A 19,941-nucleotide genomic window follows, 5' to 3' on the forward strand; every position below is an offset into this window, starting at 1 on the left:
GTGCTGGGTGGCGTGACGGCCGCGGCGGCGGTGGCGGGCTTCACGGGGCTGGGGCTGACTCGGACGGAACAGGGGTCGGAGTCCGCCGGACGTGCTCGGCCGAACCTGCTCATCCTCGCGTCGGACGGACTGCGGCCGGACCATCTGTCGGGCAACGGCTATTCGCGGCCCACGTCGCCGAACATCGACCGGTTGATGGAGGAGGGCACGCGCTTCAACGACACGGTGGTGCAGGTGCCGCGCACGGCGCCGTCGTGGACGACGCTGCTCACGTCACAGTACGCGGGCGAGCACCCGGTGGTGCACACGCTGGTGGGACGCGAGGCGCGCGAGACGAAGCTCACCACGCTGGCGACAGCGCTGGAGGCGCAGGGGTACCGCACGGCGGTGGTGGCGGACTACGCGGGGGATCATTTCTCGCGGTTCCCTTATGGATTCCAGAGGGTGTCCGCGCCGGACTTCCGCTTCCCGGACCTGGTGCGGCAGCGGATGCTCATCCCCCACGTGGCGCTGCTGCCGTGGACGGCATTGGCGCCGGGGCTCTTCAAGGAACGGGGCGAGTTCCCGGAGCTGACGGACCCTGCCCCGCTGCGCATGCGGGTGCGGCATGTGCTGGACGGGATGCCGGAGGATGCACCGTTCGCGTTGGTGGTGTTCGCGTCGTCCACGCACTTCCCGTACGCCGCGCCGTGGCCGCTGGAGGGCAAGTACGTGGAGCGCGGGTATCGGGGACCTTGGCGTTTCGGTGCGACGCCTCGAATGGAGGCGGATCCGGAGGCGCCCGCGTCCACGCCGGAGGATGTCGCGGCGCTGGGAGCGAACTACGACGCCGGGGTGCGCACGTTCGATGGGCTCGTGGGGAACGTGCGCGCGGACCTGGAGCGGCGGGGCCGGTGGGATGACACGCTGGTGGTGCTGGTGTCGGACCATGGCGAGCACCTGGAGGATGAAGGGCTGGGCCAGGGCCATGGCGACCACCTGTGGGGCAGCGCGGGGCTGCGCATCCCGTTCGTGGTGCGGCTGCCCGGGGAGGTGGCGTCAGGGCGGGAGGTGACGCAGCGGGCGCGGTCGCTGGACGTGGCTCCGACAGTGTTGGATTTGCTGGGCGTGCCCGCGCCTGAATCGTTCCGGGGTCGGTCGCTGGCGTCACTCGCGCGTCCGGGGCCGGAGCCAAAGCAGTTGCCGGATGCGCCAGCGTTGATTGAGACGGATGTGTGGTTCAGCGACCGGGATGGGCAGGCGTACCAAGCGGTGCGCATGCCGTATCCGTGGCTGTATGAGATTGCGCTGGTGGAGGGAGACACGGGCGAGATTGCGCTGAAGCCGGAGTGGGAGGGACCGGTGCGCCGGGCTCGGCACCGCGGGGTGTATCTGGGGCGGTGGAAGCTGTTGGAGTTGCCCACTCCGGACGGAGTGCGGGTGCAGCTCTTTGACACGGTTTCGGATCCGTCGGAACTGCGGGACGTGGCGGGAGACAATCCGAACGTGGTGGCCACGTTGAGGGCAAAGCTGGCGGCGGAGCTCCCGGATGGAACGGTTGAGGTTCGCGGCGCCGTGGGCCCCTGAACGAAGCACCGCTGCCAGGGTGTCACTCCATGGCCATCAGCGCGGACGCGGCCATGGGAGAGGTTCGGCAGTTGGCTCCCGACCTGGAGGCACTGCGCGCGTTGCGGCAGCGGATGCTACTCACTTCGCACTGAAGGTGAGCGCAGGGTCTGGTGACCGGGCCCCCATCCGCCGCAGCGCTGTGCCCACGCCAGGCGTCATGGGGGCCGCGAGGAGCGAGCTGTTCAGGGACTGGGCTGGAGGGAGGAATCGGGCGGGTCGGCGGTGGCAGCCTTTAGCCCTTCGGATTATAACCCCTCACGGGCTGTGGCTTCCGCGGACACAACTCGAACTCACAAGAGCGCACTGATGGCATTCAAGCCGAATGAACTGCAGGCGATCGCGGCCAGCCTCCGCGCCACGCTCGATGGGCGGCAGTTGCAACACCGGCCCTTCACGTTCTGCGTCGTCTATCCCAAGTACACGAACCAGAACGAGCAGATCTTCTGGACCGCCTCCCCCGTGGATGGCACCCAGGCCCCCAGCTCCAGCGTCGTCCGCCTGCTGCAGTTCATGGCGGGTTGGAATGGGCTGGATGCGGACCGACGCTACCACTGCCAATTTCACACCAGCAGCGACTACGTCGTGACGCAGATGTGCAGGGGAATGGCGAGCTTCCTCAAGTTCACCATGACTTTGGATCCCCGCGTCACGCCCGTTCAAGGGCCGTTCCCCACCGGTTCCGGGGGCGGTGTGGTGCAGGTCACCGAAGTCACCCAGGACCTGCTGGGAAGAGCCGAGCTGGACGATTTCCGGATCTCCGGCGCGGGTCCGGCGCCCGTAGGCGTCGAGCTGCTCCCGGCGCTCACGCCCTTCGGCAACCAGGCACAGAAGCAGAGCACCCTCCACCGTCTCTATATGATGGCCACGTTCGCCCTGGTCGCGGGTCGCTCCCAGAGCAAGCGAGAAGAGGGCCACAACATCGGCGCGCTCCTCGTGAGCGGCCAGGGCCAGATCCTGGGCTGGGGGCTGAACCAGAGGAACCTCAACAACAGCTTCCATGCCGAGGTCAACACGCTCCAGTCCTACTGGAAGCGCACCCAAAACGATGTTCCCGCGGGCGCCGTGCTCTTCACGACGCTCAAGCCCTGCAAGATGTGCGCAGGCATGATTGCCCATACGGGCGTGCAACGCGTCTACATGGGACAGGATGACCCGGGCACCCATGCCAGGAACACCGCGCTCGACGGGCTGACCCCCAAGCGGCTCTTCTTCCTCGGAGAGGGCTCGACGAAGCCCGTCAAGGTCTTCACCACCAACCACTACAACGTCCAGGAGCCCCAGAAGGGGCTCAAAATCCCCAACCTGACCACGAGCCTGCAGACGCTTCACGGGCAGAGCTCCAACCCGCAGATCACCAAGACGCTCAATGAGAGCAAGGGCTGGTGGAGCGAGGTCACCCTCACGTCGCGGTCGCTGCTGCGCAAGGTCCACAAGTACAGTGGCCAGGACGGGCGCAACGCCACGGTGTTCAGCGCACTCTGGCACATCGCGCCGTTCGTCGATGCGTACGGCAACAATGAGTACAAGACGCTCTTCCAGCAGTTCAATGCCCAGCGCCAGCAATCCCAGGGAACGACGACGTTCGGGCAGATGCACGACGCCTCATCCCCCCATCCCCTGGCAGTGGAAGGCATGGACCTCGGAGAGGATGAGCCCTCCAATTCCAACGCCCTCCAGGTGCCCCAGCCCCTCACGACTTCGTCTCCCGTCTCCCGCCAGCAGCCCGTGAACGAGCCCTTCTCCTTTTCCTCGGACTCGGGCATCAGCGTCAGTCCCCTGCATCCGGGAAACGTCTCCTCGATGCATACCATCCTACGGGACCGCCTCTTCTGGGAGCTGAACTACAGCGTGGGTCCGCTCTTCGAGCAGCGGCTGGGCAGCCAGCACGGCAAGTTCGAGGTGCTGCGGGAGCGATTGCGTCAATTCATCTGGGACACGGTGAAACGGGATGTCTCCACCCACATGCCCAATCCCTGGCAGTACCACGAGCATGTCGTCGCGCTGCTCCTCGAGTGCGGGGATGCGTTCTGCCGCGAGCTCGATGTCTGAAGGAAGGTCTTTCTCCCTCCGGAGACCGGGCGTTCATCCGCCGCAGCGCCATCACCACTCCCACGAATACCAGCGTGCACACCGCCAGCAACGTCACGTGGGCGGAGGCGGGCAGCTCCGTGGTGGACGGCGCATAGCGAGACAACAGGAACGAGGTCAGGTTGTTGAAGACGTGGACGAAGATGGGCAGCCGCAGGCTTCCCGTGCGTTCCGCGAGCCAGCTCAGGAACAGGCCCATCATCAGGGCCATGGGACTGTGGATGGGGTCGAAGTGCAGGATGCCAAAGAGCGTGGCTGCGCCCGCGATGCCAGCCGTGCGGCCCCAGCGCTCCACGAGCCGCGTCTGCACATAGCCTCTGAAGAAGAGTTCCTCCGCGGTGCCCGCCACCAGGGCACCGAAGAACAGCAACGCCGCGAAGGTCGCGAACGAGCCCTGGCTCGCGGCCTGCAGTCCCTTCAGCGACGCCGCGTAATTCCATACGCCTGCGAGCACCGACAGGCTCTCCATCGCCTGCCCCATCGTGAAGCAGCCCACCAGCGCGGCCACCCAGGCCCAAGCAGGCATCGGCGTTCCGGCGTCCAGGCGCAGCCGCTGCTTCAACGGCGTTGGGGACAAGAACCCGCCCATGAGCGCAGCGACCAAGCCCAAGCAACTGGACGTCATCACGGCCGCGACCATCAGCCAGGGCATCAACTTGAGTTTCTCCGTCAGGGCCTGGATGGCTCCAGTGTCCTGCGGGCTCACTCCCGAGCGGAGCATTTCCATCGCCATCGCGATGCTGGCGGAGATGACGCCCCCGACGAGGATTGCCGTCACCAGGAGGGCGAACGCAACCAGGACCGTCCATACGCGTGGCGGTGTGGGAACCGGCGAATGGGCGGCGGAGGACAGGTCGGAAGGTGAATCCATGGCGAGCGATAGTAGCGCCCCAGTTCGAGCGAGAGGAGAACGACCTCATCACCGACCTCGTGTTACCAGGCGACCCTGCATGATGTGGGTGGGCGAGTCATGCTTGGGCACCACCCCATGGCAACAATTGACAAGCAAATGCCAATCTCTGAACTCCAAGACGTCGCGAGGACTGATGCCGAGGCCAGGTTTCTCGAGGCTCTGCTCCATCTTCAACCCAATCTTGATGTATGGCAGCACGAGACCGCCGAGGGACATCCGTGGATTATCGTGTCCACGGACTTCGTCGAGGGCGGAGCAGTTCGCGACACACTGCGACTCGACTTCGATGGCCGAGCGATTCGTGGTGGCTGGAGTCGAAGTTTTCTAAATGGGGACGATGGGGTCCCGGCGCAAGAAGCAGGCGTTGACGTCGGACCGCCGGATGGAATCGAGATTGAACAGGGGGCTCCTGCGGAACTAGCAGCAGCTGCTGCTGCATGGTTCGCACTGCACGCCAGCCAGTGGGCAAGCAGTCCGCGGCGAGCCCGTTGGAACCTCTAGGTCAGAGCGAAGTCCGATGTCCTTCTCGCTCTCAGGTTTTCTGTGCACACAGCGCTGAACGGGAGATGCCCCTGCTCCCTCTTCCCGCCCGCTCCGGGCCTGTTCATCCCTCACGAGCCTTGCGCCGGTACTCGCCGGGAGGCACTCCCATCTCCCGCCGAAAAGCCCGATTGAAGGCGAACTCGGACTCGTAACCCACGCGGCCCGCGATGGCCGCGAGCCCGTCCTGTCCCTCACGCAGCGCGTGCGCGGCCTCCTGCATCCGAAGCCGCGTGAGGTACTCATGCGGCGCCACGCCCACCTCGCTCGCGAAGCGCCGCGCGAGCGTCGCCCTCGATGTCCCCGAGCGCCGCGCCAGCTCGCTCACGGTCCAACTCCGCCCTGGCTCCGCGTGCATCCAGCCCAGGGCGCTGGCGAGTGTCCGGTCTCCGAGCGCCCCCAGCCAGCCCGCGCCGCCCGGCGGCTGCGCGTCCGCCCAGGCACGAAGCACCTGCACCAGCAGGATGTCGAGCAACCGGGAGACGATGACCGAGGCGCCCCGCTCTCCCCGCTCGTACTCCCGTTCGAGCAGCGACACCGTGGGCAACAGGGCACGCGCGTCCTCGGAAGCCCCCCGCAGGTGGACCCGCCCGGGAAGCAGCCGCAACACGGGATGCGCCCCCGGCTCGTCGAACGCGAAGAAGCCGCAGAGCACCCGCGACTCCACGCCGGCCCCGCCCAGGACATATGAGGAAGCCCCTTCCCCACGTGTCGCCAGCCACTCCTCCACCCTCAGCTTGGGGCTGCGGGGCGAGTCCGCCACGGCATGCCCGTCGCCGCGCGGCAGCAGCACGACATCCCCTGGCCCCAGCGCGACGGTGTCCCGCCCCTGCGTGAGGTGACAGGAGCCCGCGAGGATCAGATGCAGGGCCGCCGAGGCCGTGGGCGCAAAGCGCAGTCCCCAGGGAGCCCGCGCCACGGTGCGGCAGTAGAGCTGCCCTCGCAGCCGGGTTCGCTCGAGAATCTGCCCCAGCAGGTCGGAAGCATGCGAGAGGTCCATGCCCTCGAGGCTAGCAGCGGGCTGTCCCCAGCGCTCATGCCCTGAGCGTTTCAGACAAAAGGTTGAGCCGTCCGCGAATGGCGGCTCCGAGGCCAGCCCGTCACATTCCCAGTCATGAACGACACCCGCTCTTCAGCTGGAGGCCTCATGAATCCGAATCCCTCACAGTTGCCCTGGAAGCTCACCTCGCCCACGGCCTTGTTCACCTTGCTGCTGGGCGCATTCATGCTGTTCCTCAGCCTCAATGCCGCGCTGAACCCGATCAGCGCGGCCAGGGGCTTCGGTCTGCCCGACTCCGGGAGCGAGGTCATCCCCTGGCTGTACGTCAAGGCGGGCAGGGACCTCGGACTGGCACTGGCGATGTTCGCCCTGGTGGCCATCCGGCAGCGACAGTCCGCGGGCGTCTTCGTCCTCGCCTGCATGGTGATGCCCATCGTGGACGCGCTGACCGTGATGCATGGAGGGGCCTCGCTCGCCTTCGCGCTCGCTGTCCATGGAAGCGCGGCGGCCTACGGAGTCGTGCTGGCCGCCGCGCTGCTGCGCCCCCAGAAGGGCACCGCTTGATTCACCGCAGGTGCGCACACCGCGGGAATTTCACGCAGGGCGACGGCGGGAGTTGGCAAGATGCCGGCCATGAAGCGGACCCTGGGGCGTCGCGTGGGCCTGGCTGTCGCGGCCCTGTTGCTGGTGTTGGTCGTCGTCGCGGCCGTGGGATTGAGCGACGTGAACGTACCGGAGACCTCGCGCTTCGACGCCGACCTGGGCGCCATCCGGGCCCTGGCCGTCTCCACCGGCGCGCCGCTCCCCACCGGATTGCGCAGCCAGCACGTGGGCCGGGCCTCCGGAGTGCCCCACGCGCTCGTGGTGGCCGGCGGCGGCTTCGGAGAGGACTCCTTCGACTTCAACGCGTACCAGGTCGTCTATGCCGACGGCCGCACGGTGCTGGTGGACGTCGTGAACGACGAGAAGACACAGCAGGCCCAGTTCCCCGGATCGGAGTTCGACGCCGCGGCCTATACCCGGGTCCAGGAGGCGCTGCGCCGCGCGGACGCGACGGTCGTCACCCACGAGCACTTCGACCACTGCGCGGGCATCGCGCACTCGCCATACCTGGACGAGGTGGCGAGCAAGGTTCACCTCACGGACGAACAATTGAGAAGCCCGCTCGCGCAGGAAGCCGGCTTCACCGCGGAGCTGCGCGCCAGGCTCACTCCGCTCCAGTACGAGCGCCTGCACCTGCTGCGCCCCGGCGTGGTCCTCATCAAGGCCCCGGGCCACACGCCCGGCACCCAGCTGGTGTACGTGCGGCTCGTCGACGGGCGCGAGTTCCTGCTCGTCGGCGACGTAGCCTGGCACCAGGACAACATTCGGCTCCCGAGGATGCACCCGCGGCTCACCAACTGGCTGGGCGGCGAGGATGCACAGGCGATGGCACACCAACTGCGGTGGCTGCACGACCTGCTGCGCACCGCGCCCGAGCTGCACCCGGTGGTGGCCCACGACGGCGCGCAGATGCAGGACTACCAGCGCCGTGGGCTCATCCTGGACGGGCTGCTCTGATCCATTCACGGGGCAGGGGGCGGGACGGGGGCCCCCTGCGCGGGTGGGTCGCCGGGTGCGGCCGTCTCGCGGGGGTCGCTACTTTGAGGGCGGGAGGTCGCGCTCCTGCCCCGCGACACGCCTGCTCATGGACCTCTACAGCGCCGCCAGGCGGATGGCCCGCCCCTTCCGGTTCACCAATCCGGCGTCCTACCGGGAGATCTCCCTGGCCGCCCGCGGGGTGATTGGCGATGGAAGCTCCTGCGCGCTCGTCCGGCCGGACGGCGTCATCGACTGGCTCTGCTTCCCCCGCTTCGACAGCCCGAGCGTCTTCGCGGGCATCCTCGATGACGCGAAGGGTGGCATCACCGGCATCACCCCCGTCGTGTGGCCCTTCGAGAGCCTGCAGCGCTACGACCCGGACACCAACGTCCTGGAGACGCTGTTCCGCTTCGAGCGCAAGGGGGCCATCCGCATCATCGACTACATGCCGTGGACCAACGACCCGCGCTCCAACATCCACGAGGTGCACCGGCGCATCGAGTGCCTGGAAGGCCCGGTGGAGCTGAACATCGTCTTCGACCCGCGCTTCGGTTACGGAGCGTCGCGGACGCGGGTGGAGCGGGAGGAGCACGGCCTGGTCGCCCGCGGGTCGGGAGGGGAGCGGCTGGTCGCCGTGCTCAGCGGGGAGGCGGAGTGGCGGCCGTGCGAGCCGCTGCGCGGCTCACCCTGCCGGGGAGACACGGGCCTCCAGACGCGCATCCGGATGGGGCCGGGCGAGCGGCGCTGGATGATCCTGTCGTGGGATTCCGACCGGCCGGAGCCGCTGGCCGCGTACCGGCCCTTCGACCACCTGCGGGATACGCGCCAAGCCTGGCGCGAGTGGGCGCAACAGCTCCACTACGAAGGGCCGTGGCGGCACCACGTGCTGCGCTCCGCGCTGGCGCTGAAGCTGCTGATGTACGGCCCCACGGGCGCGATGGTGGCCGCGCCCACCACCTCGCTCCCCGAGTGGATTGGAGGGCCTCGCAACTGGGACTACCGCTTCAGCTGGGTCCGCGACTCCGCGATGGCGGTGCGCGCCACCAACCTCCTCGGCTTCCAGAGTGAGTCGCGCGAGTTCTTCTACTTCGTGCGCGACACGTTGCAGCGCGGTGACGCGCTCCAGGTGATGTACACGCTGGACGGCGCCTCCGTGCCGCCGGAGCGGGAGCTGGACCTCCTGGGCGGCTTCCAGGGCTCGCGGCCGGTGCGGCTGGGGAACGACGCGAGGGACCAATTCCAGTTCGACACCGCGGGCGCGCTGCTCGACGCGGCGTACCTCTACGAGCGCTCCGGCGGGCGGCTGCCGCTGCGCACCTGGAGGCTGCTCCGTTCAGTCATCCAGGCCACCGCCCGCCGCTGGAGCGAGCCCGACCACGGCATCTGGGAGCCTCGCCGGGAGATGCGGCACAACGTCCACTCGAAGCTCATGGGGTGGCTGGCCCTGCGCCGGGGGCAGCACCTGGCACGGCTCTTCGGGGAGACGGCGCTGGAGCAGTCCAGTGCCGCCCTGGCGGACGTCATCCGGGCGGACATCCTGCGCAACGGCGTGGATCCAGCGCGCAAGCACTTCGTCGGGGTCTACGGAGGGAACGAGCCGGACGCCGCGCTGCTGCAGCTGCCCATCGTGGGCTGCTTCCGGGGGACGGATCCGTTCATCCTGAGGACGCTCGACTGGCTGCGCGCGGAGCTGGGCGCGGGCCCGTTCTTGCGCCGGTACCGGATGGATGACGGGGTAGGAGGCCCGGAGGGAGGCTTCATCCTCTGCGGCTTCTGGCTGGCGGAGGCGCTGGCGTTGGCCAATCGCATCCAAGAGGCCGAGGACGTCTTCGTCGCGCACGCGGAGGCGTCGAACCACCTGGGACTGCTGGCGGAGGAGATCCACCCGCTGACGCGCGAGCAGTTGGGGAACTTCCCACAGGCCTTCAGCCACCTCGGCCTCATCAGCGCCGCCGCGCGCATCGACCGCGCGCTCAGGCTCCGAGACGAAGGGCAGTCCGAGCCCCCGCACCTCCTGGAGCCCGAGCCGCCCTCCATTGAGTGACCGTCCGTTACTTCGGCAGGATCCGAAGCTCCTTGCCGCGCCCACGCGCCGGATCCCCGAACGTGGCGTCCGAGGCGGTGACGGTCCCCGTCAGCCCACCGACCACGTTCCAGAGCGTGTCGACTCCGAACGCCACCGTCGTCGGCTCATCTCCCAGTGCATACGTCTGGTTCTCGGCGCAGACCCGGGTGAAGTCCTGCTGGACGTTGTACGCCGAGCGGTTGGGGTAGCCGACCTGCCGGTAGTAGCCCAGGTTCGCGCCACCGGACTGTGGATCGCCGAAGGTCGCCGCGCTGAAGGTGATGGAGCCCGTCACGCCCGGGATGAAGCGGAAATGTCCGTTCGCCCCGTAGGCCACGTCGCAGGGCCCCGGCAGGTTGAAGGTGGCGCCATCCGGAACGCCGCCGTTGAAGGTGGCGATATCGTATCCACCGGGCAGGTCCTTGGGCACGTTGATGGGAGTGTATGGCTGCGGCCCCTGGTCCCAGCCCGTGACGACGAACAGGAAGCGCGTGGGCAGCGACTGCTCGTAGAGCAGGAGGTTGTCCGCCGACGTGGTGCCGGCGAGCATGTCCAGGTTCGGCTCCGCCGCCGGAGAGGTGAACTCCCCCTGGTCCTTGGCGTTGCGCAGCGCCTGGAGGTACCAATCCCGCGCGATGGCCGGGAAGTACTTCAGCTCGAGCGCCCACAGGTACGCCTCCTTGAAGATATACAGCCGGGCGGACAGGGACTGCGTCGGCGCCAGTGTATTCAGGTAGGTGTAGACGCCGACGCCGCTCGAGCTGGTGCTCGTCGAATCGCGCTTGAATGAGAAGGAGAAGTCGAACGTCCCCCCGAGGTAGGTCTCTCCCTCGGCGGCGATGCCCATCTGGTCCGCGTTCCCGATCTTGGCGGTCTCGACGAAGCCCGCATAGGCGTTGATGTCCAGGTGGACGCCGAAGCCCGCGGTCTCGCTGCTCGACACCCGGTACTGGCCGTCGCAGACCGAGCCGCCGCTCATGGCGAACTTGAGGTACTTCTGGCCATTGATGTTGGTCTCCGTGCCGTACTTCGCGACGACGGCCGCGACGTAGTTGTTGCCTTTGTAGAACTGGCTGAGGTCGGTTCCATCCGGAGCCGTGAAGATCTGCTGGATCTCCGCCTGTGTCTTGCCGGCGGCCACCAGCCTGTTCACGCACTCGGTATACAGGCTGAACATCCGGGCGTTGATGGCCGCCTCGGTGTAGGAGTCGACCACGCCGGGCGTGCACGCGTAGCTGAAGAAGTCGCCCGCCGCGGTTTCATCCGCGTCCTTCGAGACAACGGGCCAGTGGGCCACGATCAACGGCGCCGGACTGAACGAGGTGTCCTGGTTGAAGGAGAGGTTCGCCGCCGTGCCGTACTGGGAACGCAGCCAGAACAGCGACCGTCCGAAGTAGCACCCGTAGGGCCGGACCAGGTAGGGGGACGCGTCGTCGAGCGGGAAGTACGGATGCCGGTAGGCCTTCGTCTGCACCTTGATGCTCTGGGCCGTGAACTTGCCGTCCTGCCAGGCGAAGTGTCCCGAGCCTCCCGCCTTCACGGAGAGGCCGGCGCTCACGCCCGACTTGAGGCCCTCGAACGCGCCCACGGCGACGGTGTCCTTCGTGGAGTACTGGATTCCCAGGCTCGCGGCGAAGTTGATCTCATTCAAGACCACGTCCTCCTGGGTCGTGTTCATCTCGTAATCAAACATGTTCCAGTCGGCCATGCCGTCGGGGCTGGCATTCCCCCAGACCTCCGGCGCAGGGATGGGCATGGGGAACGGGTCGCAGACCGACGTGAGCAAACGCTTGCCCGCGTTCTCCTGCTTCGGCGGGTGGAGGGCGGTCTGCATCTTGAAGTCGCCATACTTCAGGGAGGACATCTGGATGGGCGAACCGAGCGAGGTGGAAGCCTCGCGGACCCACACCATCCCCAGAATGATGGGGAGGGTGGTTGCGTCCTGGCTCGACGCTTCGGGGATGGCGCCGACCGAGAAGAACATCGAGAGAGGACCCATCGTGTCCTCTTCCGTGCTCGTGAAGATCTTGCCGTACTCCTTCCAGACAGGCGCGGCGACCGACGCATTGAGCTGGCGCAAGGGCAGGATGTCTTGAATCACGGCGATGGAGATCGCGTTGCTCTTGTTGCCGTCGGCGAACAGGGCGACGAGCCGTCCAGCGGGATCCACGGCCAGGCCCGTCCCCAGGGCCTTGCGGCTCTTGGTCGAGTTGGGCCAGTTGAGGAGCATCGGCGCCGGCGGCGAGGCGCTGACGTTGGCGTGGCACGCGGCGTCCAGCGTCCAGGAGAAGGTGGTCGTGGTGTAATGGGCTTCATCCCACAGCGCCGCGATGACGCAGTTGACGGGAGCGTCGGTGGCGGTGGCCCCTGGCTGGGTGACGAGGATGGTGCGGACGTCGAGATGCGACAGGTTCGAGGACGTCTGGGTGGGATTGGTGGCGGGGGCCGTCACGAACCAGGACGGGACCTTGGATACCCAGTTATTGGTGAACGGATTGTAATCACCCGTGTCCAGGACGAGGTGCCAGACCTGCAGCTGGTTGTGCGTGGAGTCCCAGACGAGGTAGTTGAGCAGGATTTCCGTCGCGCCCTTGCCGGCGCACGCCGACACGCCGTGGGCGAGGACCTTCACGGGAGTCGCGCTGCCTCCCGCCGCAGTCGCGGGCAGCAAGACCTGGCACCAGTCCGTCGTGGAGCGAGTGGAGCCGGGGGCGACCCGGGTCGCGCACAGGAGGTTGTTCGTGGTGTCGATCCAGAAGAGGTAGACGAGGTCGCGGTTCGCGACCACGCCGATGCGCTTCTGGGTCAGGAAGGCGAGGGAGGACTGCGTGGAGTCCTTCTCGATGGTGAAGTGGGTCCAGGGGTCCAGTCGCTTCGGATTGCCCTGGGGGCGGCTGAGGTAGGCGACAGTCGACGCGCTGAAGTAGCCCTGGAGCTTATTGTCATCGTCGACTCCGGCCAGGACCAGCGAGGAGCCGGTCTGGATGAGGCGGAACTCTCCGTTGTCGCCGTTGACGTCGAGCGGCCCAGCGACGGGGATGCTGATGACTTCGGTGGTGGGGGGAGCGGGAGGGAGTTGCGGAGTCGAGGGTGAGGAGGAGTTGGGCACGGCGATTCCATCCTGTCGTGGGGAGAGCGCGGTTAGGGGGATGCGGGCTCCGGGGGCTACCGTTAGCAACCGGAGGGCCAGCCGAAGAGGCGGGCGCCATCCCAGGGGACGCCCGGAGTTTCTCGCTCAGCGCCACGGCGTCCGCGTTCCGCGCGGACGCGGGTGCGTTCCTCCGGATGCAGGGAGTCGCGCTCGCGGCCCGTAGTACGCTTCCGGCTTCGCGGATGTTCCGCGCTGGAGGTAAGCCGATTGCGGAACGCTCTGCGTACCTGGGGCCTGTGTGTGTTGCTTGCCAGCGGCTGTGCGACGACGTCGGCGGTTCGGGAGCCACCGCCCGTTCCCGACGTGGCCGCGCTGGATGCGGAAGCAGCTCGCGCGATGGCCGCGACCGGCACGAAGGGGCTGGCCATCGCGGTCATCGACAACGGGCGCGTGGTGGCGACCCGAGCCTACGGCGCACGCGATGCGAAGGGCGAACCGCTGCGCACCGACACGGTGATGTATGGCGCGTCCATCACCAAGGCGGTCTTCGCGTACGTCGTGATGCAGCTGGCGGACGAGAAGCGCATCGACCTCGACGCGTCCATCTCGAAGTACCTGGACAAGCCGCTGCCTGAGTACCCGGACGAGGACCGCTATTCGACCTGGTCCCATCTGGCCGGCGACGAACGATGGCGGGACATCTCGCCTCGCGTGCTGCTCACCCATAGCGCGGGCTTCGCCAACTTCGGGTTCCTCGAACCGGACGAGAGGCTGCGGATCCACTTCGCTCCGGGCAGCCGCTTTGCTTACTCCGGTGACGGCATCATCCTGATGCAGTTCGTGCTCGAACGCGGGCTCGGGCTGGACGTGGGCGCGGAGATGCAACGGCGCGTGTTCGACCGCTTCGGCATGCGCACGACCAGCATGATGTGGCGGCCGGACTTCGCACAGAATCTGGCTGACGGATGGAAGGCCGACGGCAGCGTGGAACCGCACGACGAACGCAGCAGGGTGCGCGCGGCCGGTTCCATGGACACCACCCTCGATGACCTGGCGCGCTTCGCGGCCGCGCTGGTGAGTGGTGAGGGCCTGTCACCGGAAGTCTTCGCCCGGATGACCTCTCCGCTGCTGCCCATCACCACCCGGAGCCAGTTCCCTACCCTGCAGGACGAGCTGCCGCCGGAGTCACGGCGCAAGGACCTGGCGGCGGGCCTGGGCGTGGTGGTGTTCGACGGTCCGCAGGGACGCGGGTTCTTCAAGAACGGCCACAACGACAACACCGCCAACACCCTCGTGTGCCTGCCGCGCGGGCGCCGCTGCGTGCTCATCCTGAGCAACGACGTCCGCGCCGAGCCCGCCTATCCCCACCTGGTTCGCTTCGTGCTGGGCGAGGCCGGTGTGCCCTGGGATTGGGAGTACGGCGACATGGCGTTCTGGGACGGACGCTGAGCCGGCCCCCCGGCCTTCACACTTCTTCACCGCCGGCTCAAATCACCGCAACCGGCGGCTTCCATATTGGTTCCAGTCAAGCAGCGGGAAACAGCACCCCCACTCTGGAGCCACACGCCATGAAGAAGACGCTCGTCATCGCCGGTACCGCCGTCGTCGCCGTCACCCTGCTCACCGGTTTCGGCTGGGGCCGCCATCACCGCGGCACGCCCGACCCGGAGCGCATCAACCAGATGGTCACCTGGAAGCTGGACGACAAGCTGGATGACCTCAATGCCACCGAGGCCCAGCGCTCCTCCATCCACGCCGTGAAGGACCGCCTCCTCAACGAAGGCCAGTCGCTCATGGAGGGCCAGAAGGCCGCGCGCTCCGAGGCCGTTGCCCAGCTGGCGTCCGAAACGCCTGACTCCGCCAGGCTCCATGCCCTGGTGGACGCGCGCATCGACGCCGCTCGCGCCTTCGCCCACAAGGCCGTGGATGCCGTGCTCGAAGTCCACCGCACGCTCACCCCTGCCCAGCGCCAGGAGCTGGTCAGCGACTTCCGCGAGCGCACCGGCGAGAAGTAGCCCGCGCCCGAGCAGGTCTCACGGTGCGCACGGAATGACACATTCCGTGTCCCACCGTGAACCTTCGTGGGCAGGAATGACGCGCACGGTTATTGTCGGTCGGTGGATTACACCGATTACGCTCGACGCATCCGCTCCCACGCCTCCCTGGGGGAGCTCTATGAATACGGCCAGGTACATGAAGGGGGGCGCGACTATCCCCTCTTCCGCCTCATCGTCCCGGGCGACCGCTGGCTCGTCATCACGTCCGGCTTCCATGGGGAGGAGCCTGCCGGCCCGCTGACGCTCGCGAAGCACCTGCCGGACATCGTCGCTTACGCGAAGTCCAAGGGCGTGGGCCTGCGCGTCTACCCGTGCATCAACCCCTCCGGCTTCGAGGACGGCACCCGCTACAACCGCAGCGGCGAGAAGCCCAACAACGACTTCATGCGCTACGAGGTCGCCCCCGGAGAGTGGCGCGGCGAGCTCGTGGGCGACCCGTCCATCCTCCGCTGGGCCCTGTACGACGGCGGCCCCAAGGAGACGCGCGCGGTGCGCACGGACCTGGCGCGCTTCCCCGCTCCAGACGCCGCGCTCGACATCCACCAGGACAACTACCTGGGCGGCGTCGCCACGTACGCGTACGTCTTCGGGGACAAGACGGCCTACCACCCGATGCAGGAGGCCGCCGCCGCGCATGCCACCGTGGTGAAGAGCCGCAAGGTGGACGACAACGCCTACGCCGACGAGCACGGCCTCATCGTCTTCCACGACGGCAGCGTCACCGACTGGTACATGCGCCAGGGCGTGCCGTACGCCGCCGCGCTGGAGACCACCACGCCCATGTCGCAGGACGCCTGCGACGCCGTGAACCTCCTCTGGATCCGCGGCTTCATCGACCTGGCCGCGCGTGGAGAGGGCCCCACCCGATGATTCAACGTCCCCTGGGGAAGAGGGGTCTCACCGTGTCCGCGCTCGGCTTCGGCGCGGGGCCCGTGGGCAGTGAGGCGCTGAGCGACGCCGACGCGGAGGCGCTCCTCAACGGCGTGTTGGACGCAGGCATCACCCTCATCGACACCGCGCCCAGCTACGGCGTGTCCGAGGAGAGAATCGGCCGGTTCCTCGGCGCTCGCCGCCGCGAGTTCGTGCTGTCCACCAAGTGCGGCTATGGCGTGCCCGGCGTGGAGGACTGGACGCCCGAGTGCATCACGCGCGGCGTGGACCTGGCCCTCCAGCGCCTGCGCACCGACGTGCTGGACGTGCTGCACTTCCACTCGTGTCCTCCGGACGTGCTCCGCCGCCCGGGGCTCATCGAAGCGCTCACCCGCGCGGTGGAGGCGGGCAAGGTGCGCGCCGCCGCGTACTCGGGCGACAACGCCGGCCTGGACGCCGCGCTGGAGACGGGCGCGTTCGCCGTGGTGCAGACGTCCGTGAACCTCTTCGACCAGCGCTCGCTGGACCATGGCGTGGCCAAGGCCTCCGAACGCGGCGTGGGTGTCATCGCCAAGCGGCCCCTGGCCAACGCGCCGTGGCGCTTTCCGGGGCGCCCCTACGCGCACGACGTGGGCGAGTACTGGGAACGGATGCAGCGCATGGCGCTCCAGACAGACGGCCTGGACTGGCCGGAGCTGGCGCTGCGCTTCACCGCGTTCGCGCCGGGCGTGGCCACCTGCATCGTGGGCACCACGCGCCTGGACAACCTGCGCGCCAACGCTCGCACCCTGGAGCAGGGGCCCCTCCCCGAGCCCACCGTTCAGGCCATCCGGGACGCCTTCCGTCGCAATGACACCGGGTGGGACGGCGTCATCTAACGCAGCCCGCCAGTCTGACGTTCCGTCCTCCAGCGAAGATTTCAGCGTCGGCAACTGCTCACTATCGACGTTTGTCTCGTCCATCCGGGTCGGGTGCTCAGCCTGGGGGGCGTGGCAACCATCCGATCCATGAACGCGATGCCAGAGTCTGAGAAGGATGGAGAAATGGTGGAGCTGCACCCCACCTCGCTGGATTTGAACCAGGTGGATCCCACCCCGCAGGTGGCGAACTGGCTGCGCATGCGCGCGAGCCAGTGGCTCACCACGGCGCAGAGGGACTTCAACGCGGCCCTCTTCGCGCGCGACGGTTCGGAGGCGTCGTTCGATCGCTACTGCGATGCCCGCTCGGAGCTGGACTCCGCGGAGGCCTGGGCGCTGCGCGTCTCCGAGCTCGTGGCGCACGTGCGGTAGGCGGCGGCCTTCAGCGCCCCACGCCCATGCGCGTCCACAGCTCCAACAGCGTGCGCAGCACGGCCACGTCCGGCACGTCCGCCGCGGGCGGCACGTCCACGCGGATGCCGTGCGCCGCCAGCCGCGTGAAGGGGTTGTCCGCGTCCGGCGTCTTCAGCGGCACGGATGGATCCGCCGGCCGGAAGCCGAACGCCAGCGCCCGGGCCTGCACCTCCGGGCTGCGCAGGAAGGCCACCCACTCCAGCGCCGCCTCGCGCTGCTCGGGCGTCACCCAGTCCGCTTGCAGCACCGCCGCCGGATGGTCGCTCCACAGCGTCACCGGCGGATAGTCCACCCGCAGCGGACCCCACCGGCCCTGGGCCTGATCCAACTGCGCGATGGCCAGGCTCTCGTACACCAGCGCCAGGTCGTAGCGGGACGGTCCGTAGCGCACCAGGTCCGTCATGAACGTGCCCGTGGACGGCTCGAAGCGCGTCACGCCCCGCTCCAGTCCCTGGAGCCACGCCTGATAGCCCGGATCCAGCAGGTCCCCTTCCTTCACGCCCTCGCGCCGGCCCAGGTACTCCAGCGTCGCGGACAGGAGCGCCTGCAGGCCGGAGTTCGACTTCCGGGGGTCCGTGTGGCCCAGCTTCACGAAGCCCCACTCCGGCGGGCCGCCCACCGCGGGCCAGCCCCGGTCGCTCGCCACCGCGCGCTGGAGCGTCTTCCACGACAGGGCCGCGCCCCCACCCGCCTTGCGCAACACCTCCATCCGGTCCTGCCAGCCCACGAACACCAGCGGCGTAATCACCAGCGGATGCGGCGCGGCGTCTCCCTCCGTGGCGAACAGCGGCCCGTGCGAGGCGTCCGTCGCCCAGTCCGCCGCGAGCATGCGCAACTCCGCGCTGTCCGCCGGGCTCCACACCGTGGGCTTCTCCCGCCCTTCCAGGATGGCCTGCGCCGCCTCCAACGAGCCCCGCCCCACCAGCGTCACCCGCACCCGCGGATGTGTCCGCTCGAACTCCGCGAGCGCCGCCTCCACCCACGCGCGCTTCTCCGTGCTGTAGAGGAACGTGATGTCCGTCACCCGCCGCCGCGACGGCAGCACGGTGGACGCCGGCTCCGGCGTCCCCGGCTGGGGCACCATCGGGGCCGCCAGGAGGTAGAACACCCCCAGCAACGCGGCCAGCATGCCAATGACGAGGAGAGCCCGGGGCTTCATGCTCCCCCTCGTACCCCGGGTCGCGGTCCCGGAAAGCCCACCGGTGCTTTTGTCACAACCCTGTCACTCACGGCCTCTCCCCCGGCCGCTCCCCCTCCAGGAACCATCCTGTCGGTTTGTTTGCCCTCATAGGACTGGCAGAATGGGCCGGATGACGACACTGGCACGAAGCATCGCGCTCCTGGGACTGGGAGCGGTGTTGGGGGGCTGCGCGGCGAAGCAGGCCCCGCCCGTCCAGCACTACGCGCTGGGCATGTCCCGGGCGGAGTATCGGGATTACACGGGGGCGAAGGCGAGCCCCTGCGACGCGGAGCCGCGCTGGTTCCAGGACGAGCTGACCGCGGTGAACGGCCTGCTGGCCCGCTTCGTCAAGGAGACGGAGCAGGCCCTGGACCCGAAGGGGCTGGAGCACGCGAAGCACCTGGAGCTGCTGGAGGAGGGCCTGCGCACGCTGCCCCCGGTGCTCAAGGTGCACGAGGCCAACCTCCAGGCGCTGAAGACCTGCGACTTCCGTCGCGCGGGCGCGTTCCCGGACCTGGCCCGGCGCGGTGGGGAGCTGCTGACGGAGACGCGGGAGCGGATGGAGCTGGGGCCCCGGATTCAAGCGGCCGCGGCGCTGCGCGAGGCGCAGAAGCAGTGGCGCGAGCAGGGCGGGGAGCGCGAGGCGAAGGCGCGCGAGACGTGGTGCCCGAAGCCCGTGAAGGTGGGCCAGCCGGACCTGTTCTTCGCGCGCCTGTCGCCGGACGGGCGCACCGAGTGGTTCTTCTGCGACGGCCACGTGGTGGAGAAGTCCGGCGGCGGGGAGCCCACGCTGCTGAGCCCGGAGGGGTTGAGCAAGGCGGAGCGCCGCCGGGTGCAGTCGAAGAAGTACCTGGACGCGGCGCAGACCTACCCCGAGGAGGAGATGGACCGCGAGCCCACGGCCGCCACCCTCCAGAAGCCCGCGGCGTCCGCGGGTGGCAGCGCGCCGTAGGCCAGGGCGTGACGCGCGGGCCTCCGCCGTCACGCTCCCAGCCGGGCGAGCCGCTTGGACAGGTGCGCGTCGCCGGCCGCGTCCACGCCGCCCACGAAGGCGGCCAGCGACTGGCCCGCGCCGGACAGGTGGGCCTCCACGTGCGGCTTGAGCACGGTCCAGCGCTTCGTCCAGGCGTCCTCGGAGCCGTCGCGCAGGTCGGGGCGCTCGGAGAGGAGCGCCGTCACGCGCAGCGCCAGCTCCGGGTCGTTGAGCGTCCGCGCGGCCGCCACACCCGCCGGCACCGAGCCCGCGGGCGCGGCCTTCCACATCTCCGCCGCGCGCTGGAAGGCGGCCACGTCCACCTGGGACAAAAGCCCCAGCGCGTGGCGCACCGGCAGCCGACCTTCCGCCTTGGGGCCCACCACGTGCGCCATCAGCGCGGTGAAGGGCGCGGCCAGGGCCGGGTGCGCCGAGGGGTCCACGCCGCCCAGGGCGCGGAGCGCGTGGCGGGCCTTGCGCGCCAGCCGCGTCACCTTCCAGCTGGGCCCCTTGAGCTTCGACTGGAGCAGCGCGAGCGCGGACGCGGCGGCGGTCACGGCCTCGGGGCCCGGCGTGGTGGCGGCCACGCGGCGCGGCAGCACGAGCGCGGGAGGCGGCGGGGCGGCGGCCTCCCGCGCTCGTGC

Annotated in this window: 15 protein-coding genes and 1 pseudogene; 11 read left to right on the plus strand and 5 right to left on the minus strand. The window is 68.7% G+C overall.

Going from position 1 to position 19,941, the window contains the following annotated elements:
• Both D7X99_RS37990 and D7X99_RS37995 read left to right on the plus strand, forming a co-directional pair.
• A partial coding sequence (locus D7X99_RS37990) for a sulfatase (RefSeq protein ID WP_121782022.1) occupies nt 1-1,566 on the plus strand: 1,566 nt, incomplete at its 5' end.
• A 348-nt stretch (nt 1,567-1,914) separates the two neighbouring features.
• Nucleotides 1,915-3,657 (plus strand): Bd3614 family nucleic acid deaminase, encoded by a 1,743-nt coding sequence (locus D7X99_RS37995; protein ID WP_121782023.1) that lies wholly within the window; start codon nt 1,915-1,917, stop codon nt 3,655-3,657.
• 169 nt (nt 3,658-3,826) lie between these two features.
• Here the strand turns inward: D7X99_RS37995 and D7X99_RS44765 are convergent.
• Both D7X99_RS44765 and D7X99_RS38005 read right to left on the minus strand, forming a co-directional pair.
• Nucleotides 3,827-4,567 (minus strand): annotated as a pseudogene (locus D7X99_RS44765) (lysostaphin resistance A-like protein); the annotation flags it as partial.
• Nucleotides 4,568-5,213: 646 nt separating this feature from the next.
• Entirely contained in the window at nt 5,214-6,149 is a 936-nt protein-coding gene (locus tag D7X99_RS38005; RefSeq protein ID WP_233614030.1) for an AraC family transcriptional regulator, read from the minus strand.
• 147 nt (nt 6,150-6,296) lie between these two features.
• Between D7X99_RS38005 and D7X99_RS38010 the strand changes: the two genes are divergently transcribed.
• The 3 genes from D7X99_RS38010 (at nt 6,297) to D7X99_RS38020 (ending at nt 9,774) form a co-directional block, all read left to right on the plus strand.
• A complete protein-coding gene (locus tag D7X99_RS38010; RefSeq protein ID WP_121782026.1) occupies nt 6,297-6,713 on the plus strand; it encodes a DUF4267 domain-containing protein in 417 nt (138 codons plus the stop codon).
• Between the two features lie 69 nt (nt 6,714-6,782).
• Nucleotides 6,783-7,709 carry an MBL fold metallo-hydrolase gene (locus tag D7X99_RS38015; RefSeq protein WP_147476386.1) on the plus strand — a complete coding sequence of 309 codons (927 nt, stop codon included), beginning with the start codon at nt 6,783-6,785 and terminating at the stop codon, nt 7,707-7,709.
• Nucleotides 7,710-7,836: 127 nt separating this feature from the next.
• The gene (locus D7X99_RS38020) at nt 7,837-9,774 is read left to right on the plus strand and encodes a glycoside hydrolase family 15 protein (protein WP_121782028.1); all 1,938 of its coding nucleotides are present in this window, start codon (nt 7,837-7,839) and stop codon (nt 9,772-9,774) included.
• Nucleotides 9,775-9,781: 7 nt separating this feature from the next.
• Here D7X99_RS38020 and D7X99_RS38025 read toward each other — a convergent pair whose 3' ends face one another.
• On the minus strand, nt 9,782-12,904 hold the full coding sequence (locus tag D7X99_RS38025; protein WP_121782029.1) for a hypothetical protein: 3,123 nt from the start codon (nt 12,902-12,904) through the stop codon (nt 9,782-9,784).
• A gap of 249 nt (nt 12,905-13,153) precedes the next feature.
• Here D7X99_RS38025 and D7X99_RS38030 point away from each other — a divergent pair, with 249 nt between their 5' ends.
• The 5 genes from D7X99_RS38030 to D7X99_RS38050 all read left to right on the plus strand — a co-directional run bounded on the left by D7X99_RS38030 (nt 13,154) and on the right by D7X99_RS38050 (nt 17,102).
• A complete protein-coding gene (locus tag D7X99_RS38030) occupies nt 13,154-14,335 on the plus strand; it encodes a serine hydrolase (RefSeq protein ID WP_199756418.1) in 1,182 nt (393 codons plus the stop codon).
• A gap of 119 nt (nt 14,336-14,454) precedes the next feature.
• Complete coding sequence (locus D7X99_RS38035; protein WP_121782030.1) at nt 14,455-14,901, plus strand: Spy/CpxP family protein refolding chaperone; 447 nt, start codon at nt 14,455-14,457, stop codon at nt 14,899-14,901.
• A 102-nt stretch (nt 14,902-15,003) separates the two neighbouring features.
• Nucleotides 15,004-15,813: a hypothetical protein gene (locus D7X99_RS38040; RefSeq protein WP_121782031.1), complete on the plus strand. Its 810-nt coding sequence runs from the start codon at nt 15,004-15,006 to the stop codon at nt 15,811-15,813.
• Nucleotides 15,810-16,691, plus strand: coding sequence for an aldo/keto reductase (locus D7X99_RS38045; protein WP_121782032.1), 882 nt, complete (start codon nt 15,810-15,812; stop codon nt 16,689-16,691). The genes D7X99_RS38040 and D7X99_RS38045 overlap by 4 nt, the downstream gene beginning before the upstream one ends.
• A gap of 165 nt (nt 16,692-16,856) precedes the next feature.
• Nucleotides 16,857-17,102 carry a FruA-associating protein, FapA gene (locus D7X99_RS38050; RefSeq protein WP_121782033.1) on the plus strand — a complete coding sequence of 82 codons (246 nt, stop codon included), beginning with the start codon at nt 16,857-16,859 and terminating at the stop codon, nt 17,100-17,102.
• A 10-nt stretch (nt 17,103-17,112) separates the two neighbouring features.
• Here D7X99_RS38050 and D7X99_RS38055 read toward each other — a convergent pair whose 3' ends face one another.
• A complete protein-coding gene (locus tag D7X99_RS38055; RefSeq protein WP_121782034.1) occupies nt 17,113-18,303 on the minus strand; it encodes a substrate-binding domain-containing protein in 1,191 nt (396 codons plus the stop codon).
• A gap of 151 nt (nt 18,304-18,454) precedes the next feature.
• Here D7X99_RS38055 and D7X99_RS38060 point away from each other — a divergent pair, with 151 nt between their 5' ends.
• Nucleotides 18,455-19,276, plus strand: coding sequence for a hypothetical protein (locus tag D7X99_RS38060; RefSeq protein WP_233614033.1), 822 nt, complete (start codon nt 18,455-18,457; stop codon nt 19,274-19,276).
• A 29-nt stretch (nt 19,277-19,305) separates the two neighbouring features.
• Here D7X99_RS38060 and D7X99_RS38065 read toward each other — a convergent pair.
• Nucleotides 19,306-19,941: molybdenum metabolism regulator (locus tag D7X99_RS38065; protein WP_121782037.1), on the minus strand; the 636-nt coding region annotated here is incomplete at its 5' end.

This window comes from Corallococcus sp. AB032C (genome assembly GCF_003668935.1).
GTDB lineage: Bacteria > Myxococcota > Myxococcia > Myxococcales > Myxococcaceae > Corallococcus > Corallococcus exiguus.

Coding starts and splice junctions, on each gene's coding strand:
- D7X99_RS37995 (WP_121782023.1), top strand. CDS start 1,915: ATGGCATTCAAGCCGAATGAACTGCAGGCGATCGCGGCCAGCCTCCGC.
- D7X99_RS38005 (WP_233614030.1), bottom strand. CDS start 6,149: ATGGACCTCTCGCATGCTTCCGACCTGCTGGGGCAGATTCTCGAGCGA.
- D7X99_RS38010 (WP_121782026.1), top strand. CDS start 6,297: ATGAATCCGAATCCCTCACAGTTGCCCTGGAAGCTCACCTCGCCCACG.
- D7X99_RS38015 (WP_147476386.1), top strand. CDS start 6,783: ATGAAGCGGACCCTGGGGCGTCGCGTGGGCCTGGCTGTCGCGGCCCTG.
- D7X99_RS38020 (WP_121782028.1), top strand. CDS start 7,837: ATGGACCTCTACAGCGCCGCCAGGCGGATGGCCCGCCCCTTCCGGTTC.
- D7X99_RS38035 (WP_121782030.1), top strand. CDS start 14,455: ATGAAGAAGACGCTCGTCATCGCCGGTACCGCCGTCGTCGCCGTCACC.
- D7X99_RS38045 (WP_121782032.1), top strand. CDS start 15,810: ATGATTCAACGTCCCCTGGGGAAGAGGGGTCTCACCGTGTCCGCGCTC.
- D7X99_RS38050 (WP_121782033.1), top strand. CDS start 16,857: ATGGTGGAGCTGCACCCCACCTCGCTGGATTTGAACCAGGTGGATCCC.
- D7X99_RS38055 (WP_121782034.1), bottom strand. CDS start 18,303: ATGAAGCCCCGGGCTCTCCTCGTCATTGGCATGCTGGCCGCGTTGCTG.
- D7X99_RS38060 (WP_233614033.1), top strand. CDS start 18,455: ATGACGACACTGGCACGAAGCATCGCGCTCCTGGGACTGGGAGCGGTG.